This window comes from Tenacibaculum maritimum NCIMB 2154 (genome assembly GCF_900119795.1).
GTDB classification, from domain to species: Bacteria; Bacteroidota; Bacteroidia; order Flavobacteriales; family Flavobacteriaceae; genus Polaribacter; species Polaribacter maritimus.
This window is the reverse complement of sequence record NZ_LT634361.1, coordinates 1644999-1657157: the sequence shown is the minus strand read 5'-3', so window position 1 is coordinate 1657157 and position 12159 is coordinate 1644999. Positions and strand designations below refer to the sequence as shown.

General features: G+C 30.6%; 14 protein-coding genes. 10 read left to right on the top strand and 4 right to left on the bottom strand.

Annotation, left to right across the window (positions count from 1 at the left end):
- Positions 1 to 11: 11 nt before the first annotated feature.
- The 6 genes from MARIT_RS07460 (at position 12) to pseI (ending at position 5349) form a co-directional block, all read left to right on the top strand.
- Positions 12 to 890 (top strand): aldo/keto reductase, encoded by an 879-nt coding sequence (locus tag MARIT_RS07460; RefSeq protein WP_024740778.1) that lies wholly within the window; start codon positions 12 to 14, stop codon positions 888 to 890.
- Complete coding sequence (locus MARIT_RS15760; RefSeq protein ID WP_024740779.1) at positions 887 to 1645, top strand: cytidylyltransferase domain-containing protein; 759 nt, start codon at positions 887 to 889, stop codon at positions 1643 to 1645. The genes MARIT_RS07460 and MARIT_RS15760 overlap by 4 nt, the downstream gene beginning before the upstream one ends.
- A gap of 1 nt (position 1646) precedes the next feature.
- Complete coding sequence (locus tag MARIT_RS15755) at positions 1647 to 2954, top strand: aminotransferase class III-fold pyridoxal phosphate-dependent enzyme (protein ID WP_024740780.1); 1308 nt, start codon at positions 1647 to 1649, stop codon at positions 2952 to 2954.
- Positions 2955 to 2967: 13 nt separating this feature from the next.
- On the top strand, positions 2968 to 3546 hold the full coding sequence (locus MARIT_RS07450; protein WP_231975207.1) for a GNAT family N-acetyltransferase: 579 nt from the start codon (positions 2968 to 2970) through the stop codon (positions 3544 to 3546).
- The gene (locus MARIT_RS07445) at positions 3530 to 4111 is read left to right on the top strand and encodes a GNAT family N-acetyltransferase (protein WP_024740782.1); all 582 of its coding nucleotides are present in this window, start codon (positions 3530 to 3532) and stop codon (positions 4109 to 4111) included. Before MARIT_RS07450 ends, MARIT_RS07445 begins: the two co-directional genes overlap by 17 nt.
- 218 nt (positions 4112 to 4329) lie before the next feature.
- Entirely contained in the window at positions 4330 to 5349 is a 1020-nt protein-coding gene (pseI, locus tag MARIT_RS07440; protein WP_024740783.1) for a pseudaminic acid synthase, read from the top strand.
- A 4-nt stretch (positions 5350 to 5353) separates the two neighbouring features.
- Here the strand turns inward: pseI and MARIT_RS07435 are convergent, their stop codons facing one another.
- The 4 genes from MARIT_RS07435 to MARIT_RS07420 are packed head-to-tail and all read right to left on the bottom strand — an operon-like array spanning position 5354 to position 9575.
- Positions 5354 to 5914, bottom strand: coding sequence for an L-threonylcarbamoyladenylate synthase (locus MARIT_RS07435; RefSeq protein ID WP_024740784.1), 561 nt, complete (start codon positions 5912 to 5914; stop codon positions 5354 to 5356).
- Between the two features lie 8 nt (positions 5915 to 5922).
- Positions 5923 to 6939, bottom strand: a complete 1017-nt coding sequence (locus tag MARIT_RS07430; protein WP_157926226.1) for a hypothetical protein — start codon at positions 6937 to 6939, stop codon at positions 5923 to 5925.
- A 6-nt stretch (positions 6940 to 6945) separates the two neighbouring features.
- Complete coding sequence (locus MARIT_RS15475; RefSeq protein ID WP_157926225.1) at positions 6946 to 8724, bottom strand: glycosyltransferase; 1779 nt, start codon at positions 8722 to 8724, stop codon at positions 6946 to 6948.
- Positions 8725 to 8759: 35 nt separating this feature from the next.
- Positions 8760 to 9575, bottom strand: a complete 816-nt coding sequence (locus MARIT_RS07420; RefSeq protein WP_100211177.1) for a 2,3,4,5-tetrahydropyridine-2,6-dicarboxylate N-succinyltransferase — start codon at positions 9573 to 9575, stop codon at positions 8760 to 8762.
- Positions 9576 to 9761: 186 nt separating this feature from the next.
- On the opposite strand from MARIT_RS07420, the gene ruvX reads away from it, so the two are divergent.
- From ruvX to mazG, 4 genes are all read left to right on the top strand, one after another.
- Complete coding sequence (gene ruvX / locus MARIT_RS07415) at positions 9762 to 10172, top strand: Holliday junction resolvase RuvX (protein WP_024740788.1); 411 nt, start codon at positions 9762 to 9764, stop codon at positions 10170 to 10172.
- A 55-nt stretch (positions 10173 to 10227) separates the two neighbouring features.
- Positions 10228 to 10815 (top strand): peptide deformylase, encoded by a 588-nt coding sequence (gene def, locus MARIT_RS07410; protein ID WP_024740789.1) that lies wholly within the window; start codon positions 10228 to 10230, stop codon positions 10813 to 10815.
- A gap of 29 nt (positions 10816 to 10844) precedes the next feature.
- Positions 10845 to 11273 (top strand): DUF5606 family protein, encoded by a 429-nt coding sequence (locus tag MARIT_RS07405; RefSeq protein WP_100211176.1) that lies wholly within the window; start codon positions 10845 to 10847, stop codon positions 11271 to 11273.
- 71 nt (positions 11274 to 11344) lie between these two features.
- On the top strand, positions 11345 to 12124 hold the full coding sequence (mazG, locus tag MARIT_RS07400) for a nucleoside triphosphate pyrophosphohydrolase (protein ID WP_100211175.1): 780 nt from the start codon (positions 11345 to 11347) through the stop codon (positions 12122 to 12124).
- Positions 12125 to 12159 lie beyond the last annotated feature (35 nt).

The following is a 12159-nucleotide window of genomic DNA, read 5'->3' as shown; positions in this document are numbered from 1 at the left end:
GAATATTTATTTTGATAAACAATAAACTGATATTAGGTACGGTTCAGCTTGGTTTAGATTATGGGATAAACAACACCGTAGGAAAGCCTTCAAGACAAGATGTGAAAATTATTTTAGATACAGCCTATAATAATGGAATACAATTGTTAGATACAGCAGAAGCTTATGGCGATTCACAGGAAAGAATTGGAGAATATCACCGAAGTACTTCCAATAAATTTCAAATAATTACGAAATTCAATACAGCAACTAAAAATTTACCTTTCAATATAAAAGAAAGAGTAAAAAGGAATATAGAAACTTTAAATGTAAGTAATCTTTACTGCTATATGTTTCATTCTTTTGCTGACTTTGACTCTTATTTTTCATCTTTTGAAAAAGATTTATACTCTTTGAAAGAAGCAGGGCTAGTCTTTAAAATAGGGGTTTCTGTATATACCAATGAAGAATTTGAAAAAGTACTAGCTTTTAAAAATATTGATTTGATTCAATTACCTTTTAATTTGCTGGATAATATTTCTAAAAGAGGAGATATTTTATCTAAGGCTAGAAAAAAGGGCATTGAAATTCATGCAAGATCCGCTTTTTTACAAGGGTTATTTTTTAAAACCCCTGATGATTTAACAGGACATTTGAATCCTTTAAAAGCTCCTCTTAAAAAATTACAAGATCTCTGCTCTGATAATTATAAGATGAATGATCTAGCCTTAAACTATGTATACTCTCAGAAACATATCAATCATGTTTTGATAGGTGTAGATACAGTTCGTCAATTGCAAGATAATTTAGCATCAATAAGCAAAGCTATTTCAAGAGATCAGATTCAAGAAATCGATCACATCAACATTAAAGAAACTGGATTACTCAATCCATCAAATTGGAACTTATGAAAATAGTAATCGTAACCCAAGCCAGAACAGGATCTACGAGATTACCTAATAAAGTTTTGAAAACTATTGAAAGTAAAACGCTATTAGAGATACATATAGAAAGAATAAAACAAAGTAAATTAGCTACTCATATTATTGTTGCTACAACAAATAAAAAAGAAGACAATTTAATTGAAAAAGAAGCTGAAAGAATGGGGGTTTCTTATTTTAGGGGATCAGAAAATGATGTATTAGATCGTTTTTACCATGCTGTCAAAGATTTACACCCAAATTACATTGTTAGGGTTACTTCTGATTGCCCTCTACTCGATTCAAAATTAATTGATACGATTATAAAAACAGCCATAGATAAAAAAGTAGATTACTGTTCTAATGGTATTATTGAAACATTTCCAGATGGTCAAGATATTGAAGTTTTTACCTTTTCTGCTTTAGAAAAAGCATGGAAAAATGCTAGTTTACTTTCTGAAAGAGAACACGTTACTCCATACATAAGGAATAATTCATCTTTCTATAACAAAAAATTATTTAAAGCTTACAATTACTCTTCATTAGCATTGCAATATAAAGATGTTAGGATGACTGTTGATGAGCCTAAAGATTTTGAGGTAATATCCAGCTTAATCGACAAACTGGGAACTTATGAAGATTGGGAAAAGTACGCTGAATTGTACCTAACTACCCCTGAAATTTCAAATCTGAATGGTACAATTACAAGAAATGAAGGATATCAAAAATCGTTAAAAAAAGACTAAAATGAATACAGGTCAAAATTTATATAAAAAAGCTAAAAAACTAATTCCAGGAGGAACAATGTTGCTTTCTAAAAGGCCAGAAATGTTTCTACCCGAAAAATGGCCCTCTTATTATTCAAAGGCTGAGGGGTGCCACGTATGGGATTTAGACGGTAATAAATACACAGATGTTTCAATTATGGGAATTGGAACCAACATTTTAGGGTATGGAAATAAAGAAATAGACGAAGTTGTTACTAACGTAATCAAGACTGGAAATATGTCTACATTTAACTGCCCTGAGGAAGTTTACTTAGCAGAAAAACTAATAGCCATGAATCCTTGGGCAGATATGGTTCGCTTTGCACGCTCAGGAGGCGAGGCAAACGCCATTGCTATTAGAATTGCTCGTGCCGCTTCTGGTAAAGATAAAGTAGCTATATGCGGCTACCATGGATGGCATGATTGGTATTTATCTACCAATTTAGGAAATGACGAAGGTTTGGATCAACATTTACTACCTGGTTTAGACCCTGCTGGTGTTCCAAATCACCTAAAAGGAAGCACTTTGCCTTTTTTATACAATGATTACGAAGAATTAGAAAACTTAGTAAAGAACCATGACGTTGGTGTTATTAAAATGGAAGTACAACGTAATCAACCTCCAAAAGAAGGTTACTTACAAAAAGTACGAAAACTGGCAACCGATCATAATATTGTTTTAATATTTGATGAATGTACTTCTGGTTTTAGAGAAACTTATGGGCCTATATTTAAAAAATATGACGTCGAACCTGACATGACTGTATTTGGTAAAACAATAGCCAATGGTTATGCTTTAACCGCTGTTGTAGGTAAAAAAGAAATAATGGAAGCTGCGCAGAATACGTTTATTAGTTCTACTTTTTGGACTGAAAGAATAGGTCCCGCTGCTGCTCTAAAAACATTAGAAGTTATGGAAAAGGAAAAACCTTGGAATTATATTACCGAAATGGGTAGCTATGTAAAAGAACAATGGAAAGCAATTGCCCAACAAAATAATTTAAAAATAAACACTTTCGGCATTCCTGCATTAGCTGGATTTTCTTTTGCTTCAGAAAATGCGTTAAAATATAAGACTTTTATTACTCAAGAACTCCTAAAAAAGGGATATTTGGCATCTACTGTTTTATATAGTTGCACAACACATACTAAACCTATTATAAACACTTATTTAGAAGAATTAAATACCGTTTTTCAAACGATTGAAAAATGTGAAAATGGAAGTTTACAAATTGACAGTTTATTAGAAAGCCCTGTGTGTCATGGTGGATTTAAAAGATTAAATTAAAAATACTAACGTTTTGGAAAACAATAATCCCACTTACAAAGTATTAAAAAAGCAATCTTTCTCAGAAGGTAGTTACGCAATAGTTCCGATTCGCTTCAAAGATAAATTAGATATAATGAAATGGAGAAATGAACAAATTTATCATTTGCGTCAAGCCAAAATTCTTACAGAAGAAGATCAAAAAGAGTACTTTAAGAATGTAGTTTCTAAATTATTTAAAGAAGAAAAGCCAAATCAAATTTTATTTTCATATTTAAAAGATAATAAATGTATTGGCTATGGTGGACTAGTCCATATAAATTGGATTGATAAAAATGCCGAAATATCCTTTATAATGGATACTTTACTAGAAAAAAAATATTTTGATTTTCACTGGAAAACCTATTTATCTCTTATAGAAGAAGTAGCTTTCAAAGAGCTTAAGCTCCATAAACTTGTTACTTATGCTTTTGATTTAAGACCTCACCTTTACAAGGTTCTAGAAGAAAGTAACTATTTAGAAGAAGCTGTTTTAAAAGAGCATTGCCTGCATAATAATGAGTTTAAAAATGTAATTATTCATTCAAAAATAAATCATGAAAATATCATCTAATCGTTTACACTTAATAGAGTTTGATGAAAATCTACTTAACGAAAAAATAATGTCTTGGTTTAGTAATACTGATCTAATGAAGTATTATACTAATTCAAAAAAAGCAATTACAAAAGATATACTTATTGATAGTATAAAGAAAGGTAAAGAACAAAAAAATAATTTTACTTATTTTATAGTACATAGTGATAGTAATAGTATTATTGGAACAATAAAAATAGGTCCGATTAATAGTGCTCATAAAACATCTGATTTAGTAGCTTTAATAGGAGAAAGAGGAGATTTTGGAAAAGGTATCGGCACTGAAGCTATTGAATTAGGCGTAAAACTTGCTTTTGAGATCCTAGATATAAGAAAACTTTTTGGAGGTATGTATGCTAGTAATATTCCTTCCATAAAAGCATATACTAGGGCTGGATGGATTGTTGAAGGCGTTTTGAAAGGACATTATATTAATGAAGGAAAGAATGAAGATAGAATTCTAGTAGGTTGTTTTAATCCAAAATACTTTAGCGAAACTTATATAGAAGAAGCCAAATATAGAAAATGGTATAAACAAAATTAATATGTTGCAATTGTTGTTTATGGCTGTACCTTACCTATTAAAATAATGAATAGTAAGAAATGTCCGATTTGTGAGAGGTGATATAAAACATTAATATTCAATTTATAAAATCTTTAAATATATAAACAGCAATTCTTCACCAGCAGGAATGGCTCGGTATGAAATAAAAGAAGAACAATTTAATAAGATAGATAGTTTTATATATAAATTAGAAAAAAATGATCCCATCAGATAGATGTTTTATAATTGCTGAATTATCAGCTAATCATAATGGAAATAAAGAAGTTGCTATAGAAACCATTAAAGCAGCCAAAAGAGCAGGTGCTGACGCTATTAAATTTCAAACATATACCGCAGATACGATTACCTTAAATTCTAAAAAAGACGATTTTAAACTAAAACAAGGTACTATTTGGGATGGTATGTTTTTGCATGATTTATACCAACAAGCTTATACGCCTTGGGAATGGTTTGAAGATTTATATAAAGCAGCAAGAGAAGAAGGCTTAATTGTTTTTTCTTCTCCTTTTGACAAAACAGCTGTAGATTTATTAGAGTCTTTAAATAATCCTATTTATAAAATAGCTTCCTTTGAAATTACAGATATTCCTTTAATAGAATATGCTGCTAAAACAATGAAACCTATTATTATATCTACAGGAATAGCTACTGATGAAGATATTGAATTAGCTGTTTCAGCTTGTAGAAATGTTGGTAATAATGATATTACGCTATTAAAGTGTACATCATCATATCCCGCTCCTATTGAAGAAGCTAACTTATTAATGATTAAAGATCTAAGAGACCGATTTAACGTGAAGTCTGGCCTTTCTGATCACACAATGGGAATTGTTACTCCCGTAGTTGCTGTAACCTTAGGAGCAACTGTTATTGAAAAGCATTTTATTTTAAATAAAGACATTGGGGGGCCTGATGCTTCTTTTTCGTTAGACGAAACCGAATTTACACAAATGGTAGATGCTGTTAGATCTGCGGAAAAAGCTAGTGGAGAAATAAACTATACTTTAACTAATAAAATGAAAAGTGGAAGAGATTTTTCTCGCTCCTTGTATATTACTAGTGATGTAGCTAAAGGGGATTTTCTTACGGAAGAAAATATTCGTTCGGTTAGACCAGGTTTCGGATTGCATCCAAAGCATTACAATGCTATTCTTGGTAAAAAATTCAAGAATAATTTTGAAAAGGGAACAGCCTTAAAAGAAGAATATTTTGAGTAGTTTACTATTCTCTTAATGTTTTTATAGAACCATCTTCCATAATTTTTAAAATGGTAGATGGTTTTGTATTTGAAGTATCCTCTTTTAACCTTACGATGTAATCTACTCTATTTTTTACTTCTTCTGAAATTAAATTAAAGGAAGCAGGTGTTTGCTCTCCACTGATATTTGCTGAGGTAGATACTATTGGCTTCCCAAATTCCTCGATTAAATTTACACAAAATTTATCTTGAATTAATCTAATAGCAACAGTATCATCTTTAGCTATAGCATTATTAGCTAAGTTTTTAGGAGCATTATATATAATGGTAGTTGGACTATTTATTTTTTTCAAAAGAGCAATTACTTCTTGGGGAATACTTTCTACATAGTTTTTTAACATTTCAATCGAATTTACTAAAATTATTAAGCTTTTAGACGCTTCCCTATTTTTAACTTCATATATTTTTTGAACAGCTTTAACATTTGTAGCATCGCAACCTAGCCCCCACACTGTGTCTGTAGGGTACAAAATTGTTTTTCCTTCTTTTAAAATTTCTAATGCTTTTTGAATTTCTATGTCCATAATTATACTTAATAAACTAACTCTATGAAATTAATGTATTTCTTTTGGTATTTGTAAATTTCATTGACATCATCTCTCTTATCTTCTATTATTCTAGAATCGTCAAAGTTATAGAAATCAATGCGTATATCTTCTTGGTAAATTAATTTTAATGTTATCAACGCTGTAGTAATAGTGCCCACAATATGTGTTGGATACTCATTTCGAAATATAAAATCTAACTCTACATTAAATTCATTATATCTTATTTCGCAATTGATATGCTTTCTTATTTCCTCTATCCTATTTTCTTGTTCCCTTCCATGTGGTATGTATATAAGCTTTTTGTTTGGATACTTATCTGCTATTTTTCTCAACGTTATTAAATAATTTCCCTGCCCTAATACATTTGCTTCAGCAATATCAGTTCCTATGATATATATATCATTAGAAGACTGAGGAGTAGAACTCTTTTTTAACGTTTTCAACCATTTAAACTCATTTTTTAAAACAATCTGGTTTGGAAATTTTGGAAGCTCATAATAAGTATAAAAACCAACTTTATCTACTATTCCTTCTGTTTTTATGTTATATAAATTATATACCTTTTCTACGAAATCATATTTTATTCCTTTTTTATTTTTCCCTTTAAATAATGAAAATCGCTTCGTTAAGCTTTTCTTATCTCTAAATTCTTTAGCTATATTTATCGTTGCATTTCCATCATCTAATAAATACAATTTATTATAATTTAAATTATTCACAAAATAAGAAGCTATTGGGAAAGCTCTTGTAAATAAATATTCATAATTTTCTTTTTTGAGCCTTTGGGTTAATTTTAACCACGAAATTCCGTAAGAAGATTTCTTTTTAGTTTTTATAATTTCCCCCCAGTTACCTGATTTCTTTATTAAAAAATCAATTGTTTTATCATCCTTTTTATCTGATTTTATAATCAAGATGGGGGCAGATAATTTAAGTTGTTCTCTAGCTTCTATAGCCCCTAACATTTCTAAAGGTTTGCATATAAAGAAAATAGATTTCATTAAAGTTTATTTTTTAAAATTAATAGATCTTTTACTTAACCAAGTTCTTTTTTGAATAGCTAATAGATAATAGCTAACCATATTCACTAATATAAACCATTGCACGCTTAGCTTAGGTATAAAGAAGAGTATAAAACCAAGCCCTCCTAATACTAATTTACCTACTAAGTTTTCTGTAACAAGTAAAAACTGGCTAATATACTTTGTCAATCCCGAAAAATGCGTGTTTACATAAATATGCTTTGAGATTAATACTTCTGATTTAGTTAGCGCAGCTGTTTTCACATTAATTCTAGAAGCTCCTCCGTGGTTATGAATTATTTGGGCATTTTTTAGTAAAGCTACTTTTCCTTTCAAATCAGTAACCTTTTTACTTAAATCTACATCCTCATAATACATCCAATAATCTTCATTCCACCCTCCTATTCTATCCAACCAATCCCTGCTGATAAAAATAGTAGAGCCTGATACCCAATTTGGAAATATAATAGACTCTTTAGAATTTACAATATGTTTATATCCTTTACTTATTCTTCTATACACTGCTCTTGATACCCCAAACAAGGTAAAAAGGTTTGGAAAAATACGAATAGCATCTTCTGGCTTTCCTTGGCTATTTACTTGAGAGCAAGAAACAATCCCGTAATTAGGATGCTTTTTGGAAGTTATTAGCATTTTTGAGATCGCTTCTTTAGAAGCAATAGCATCTGGATTTAAAAATAATAAATATTTCCCATTACTATTTTTAGCACCAACATTACATCCATTCGCAAATCCATTATTTCCTGAGTTCTCTATAAATTTTGTTCTCGTAAACTCTTTAGAAAAAACAGCTAACTTACCGTCATCAGAGTAGTTATCAACTACAATTACTTCTAAAGAAAAGTCGGCTGTATTTATCTGCTCTAAAGGCGGTAAACAATTTCTTAAATGCTTCCAACTTTTATAATTTACGATAATGATAGAAACATCTACCTCTTGCTTTTCTTTCTCATTGTATATTCTTTTAATGCTAGCATAAGCGTCTTCTTTTAAAATATTACTAGCATATTTCAACTTAAGTAGCTCTAAATAACGCATAAAAACACCATAGCCGTGCAAGTATGAAATCACGAACCCCGAAATGCCATCTAAAAAACCTAATTTAAAAATATACTGAAGTAAAAATCTAACTATAGGCTTAAATAATAAGTGGAAAAAAGTAAGGTGGCTTCCTTTAGCAAAAAGCTCTTCTGCTTGCAGCTTTGCATAATGGTCTAACTTAGCTCTGTATTGGGTATAACTTTTATAAGAATAATGATTTAACCTATGGGTAAGCTGACCTATTATACCGTCAGTAACGATAGTTTCATGGACTTTTCCTTTATAAGTACATGTATCTTTTCTAAACAAACGAATAACTTTACTTCTTTGAAAACCACTAAACCTAATGTTCTTTTTTCTAAAAAAGAGTTTCCTATAAATGTAATACCCAACCTCGTCTTTTACTTGCTCCAGCGTTTTTAAAATTTCATCTTGTAACTGTTGAGTTACTTCTTCGTCTGCATCTAAAAGTAAAATCCATTCATTAGAAGCCTTAGCTATTGCGTAATTTTTTTGAGATGAAAAATCGTCAAATTTTCTTTGTAGTAAAACGGCTTTAGAGTTTTTTACAATTTCAACCGTTCTATCAGAACTAAAAGAATCTATTACTATAATTTCATCAGCAAAAGCAACAGAATCCAACGCTCTTTGAATGTTGGATTCTTCGTTTAAAGTTGGAATTATTATAGTTATTTTTTTCAATGCTGCTTATTTTTCAAGATATATAAAATTGTTTTTTAAACAGCTACGTCATATTCACGAAGTGCATCATTTAATGAGGTTTTCTTATTAGTACTCTCTTTACGCTTACCTATAATTAAAGCACAAGGCACCTGATATTCTCCTGCTGGAAACTTTTTAGTATAGCTTCCTGGAATTACTACCGATCTTGCTGGTATTCTTCCTTTCATTTCTACGGGTTCATCTCCAGTTACATCTATGATTTTAGTACTCATCGTTAATACTACATTGGCTCCCAATACGGCTTCTTTTTCTACTCTAACTCCTTCTACCACAATACAACGAGATCCAATAAAAGCACCATCTTCTATAATCACAGGCGCCGCTTGTAAAGGTTCTAAAACTCCTCCAATACCAACACCTCCTGATAAGTGTACATTTTTACCTATTTGAGCACAAGAACCAACTGTAGCCCAAGTATCTACCATGGTTCCTTCATCAACATAAGCTCCTATATTTACATAGCTAGGCATTAAAATTGTGCCTTCTGAAATATAAGCTCCATGACGAGCTACCGCATTAGGTACTACACGAATCCCTTTTTCTTCATAATTTCTTTTAAGAGGAATTTTATCATGGTATTCAAAAATACCTGCTTCTAATGTTTTCATTTTTTGAATAGGAAAATAGAGCACTACAGCTTTCTTTACCCACTCATTCACCTGCCAACCATTTGCCGTTGGCTCTGCTACTCTTAATTCTCCTAAATCTAGTAAATCAACTACCTTTCTAATGGCATTGATCGTACTCTCTTCTTTTAATAATTCTCGGTTTTCCCAAGCTTTTTCTATAATTATCCTTAATTCAGTCATTGTAAGTTTTAATTTCTGCAAATATAAATTTAACAGTAAATATATACCGCGAAGATACATTTTTTAAACAGATATTTCTAACTTGTTTAAATTACTACTCTCTCCTTTTCAAAGATTGTTGATTCTCCTATAATTTATTAGCTTTCTTTCAATTTAACTCCTATTTTTGTAGAAAATAATATTTAAATGGGGCGAATTTTAGCCATAGATTTTGGAAAAAAAAGAACAGGAATAGCTATTACTGATGATTTACAAATTATTGCCTCTGGCTTAACTACTGTAAATACCAATGAATTGATTTCTTTCTTAAAAGGATATGTACAAAAAGAAACTGTTGAACTATTTTTAATAGGAAAACCCAAACAGATGGATAATACCGATAGTGAAAGTGAAGTACTCATTCTTCCCTTTATTGAACAACTATCAAAAGAGTTTCCTAATGTTCCTATTAAAAGAGTTGATGAGCGATTTACTTCTAAAATGGCCTTCCAAACAATGATAGATAGTGGTTTAAGTAAAAAACAACGTCGAAATAAAGCTTTGATAGACGAAATTAGTGCTACGATTATACTTCAATCATATTTGTATAGCAAATAATTTTTTAACAAAAGCATTCTTTGTACTTTTGCCCACATTTTTAATTCAATACTAAATGATATTACCAATTGTTGCTTACGGAGATCCTGTTTTACGTAAAGTAGGAGCAAAAATAGATGAAAATTATCCTGATCTAGAAAAGTTAATTTCTAACATGAAAGAAACGATGTATAATGCTTCTGGTGTTGGTTTAGCTGCTCCCCAAATAGGAAAATCAATCCGACTATTTGTTATTGATGCTTCTCCTTTTGCTGACGATGAAGATTTAAAAGAAAGTGACAGAGAAGCGCTTAAAAACTTCAATAAAGTTTTTATCAATGCTCAAATTGTAGAAGAACAAGGAGAAGAATGGGCTTTTAATGAAGGTTGTTTAAGTATTCCTAATGTTCGTGAAGATGTTTTTAGAAAAGAAACAATTACTATTGAGTATGAAGATGAGAATTTTAAAAAACATACAGAAACATTAAGCGGTTTAGCTGCTCGTGTATTTCAACATGAATATGATCATATAGAAGGCGTTCTTTTTACAGATAAATTGTCTTCTCTCAAGAAAAGATTAATCAAAAAAAAGCTAGAAAATATATCTAAAGGAAAAGTAAACGCAGACTATAGAATGCGTTTTCCCAATGCAAAAAAAAGATAGTCAATAATTGACATTAAAATATTTATTATATGGAATTTAGTAAAATCATAGCTGTAACCGGTAAACCTGGTTTATTTGAAATTTTATCACAAACTAAAAATAGCGTTATCGTAAAGTCGCTAACTGACGGAAAGCGTTTGCCTATTACGGCTACTCATAATGTTAGCCTATTAGAAAATATTGCTATTTATACCTATGAAACAGAAGTACCTTTAGCTACTATTTTTAAAACAATAGCTAATAAAGAAGATAACAAAGCTACTATGTCTCATAAAGAAAACGGAAAGAAATTAGAAGCCTATTTTGAAGAGATATTACCAGATTATGATACGGATCGTGTATATGTTTCTAATATAAAAAAGGTAATTCAGTGGTACAACCTTTTAGCGAATGCTGAATTTGATTTTTCAAAATTAGCTATTGAAGAAACAAAAGAAGAAGAAGAATCAGCTAGCTAAACAGCAAGATTCAGTAGCTAAAACAATATTGATTTTAGCTAGCATAAAGTAGTAACTCCAAATTTGACACAATGAATGCTCGCAAAGAACAGTTAAAAGCCTTTAATAGATTATTGGATATCATGGATGAGCTTCGAGAGAAATGTCCTTGGGATAAAAAGCAAACTTTAGAAAGTTTACGCCACTTAACTATTGAGGAAACTTACGAGTTGGGAGATGCTATTTTAGATCAGAATTTAGATGAAGTAAAAAAAGAATTAGGCGATGTGCTTTTGCACATCGTCTTTTATGCTAAAATAGGAAGTGAAAAAAAAGCTTTTGATATAGCAGATGTAGCAAATTCTATTGCTGATAAATTGATAGATAGGCATCCTCATATTTATGGCGATGTTAAAGTAGAAAATGAACAAGATGTCAAACAAAATTGGGAAAAGTTAAAACTAAAAGAAGGAAAAAAATCGGTATTGGAAGGAGTACCTAGAAGTTTACCTGCTTTGGTAAAAGCGAGTAGAATCCAAGATAAAGTAGCTGGTGTAGGATTTGACTGGGAAGAACCTCACCAGGTTTGGGAAAAAGTTCAAGAAGAATTAGTAGAACTAAACTCTGAAATAGCAATAGGCGATCAAGATAAAATTAATGCCGAATTTGGAGATGTTTTGTTTTCAATGATAAATTATGCTCGTTTTATAGGAGTGAATCCTGAAAATGCTTTGGAAAAAACCAATAAAAAGTTCATCAATCGTTTTCAATTCCTAGAAGAAGCAGCTAAGAAAGCAGGTAAAACACTAACAGACATGACACTTGCTGAAATGGACATTTATTGGAATGAATCTAAAAAAATATTTAAATAAATAATACTCCTTCAGTGCGTACCTCTTAGGGTTTC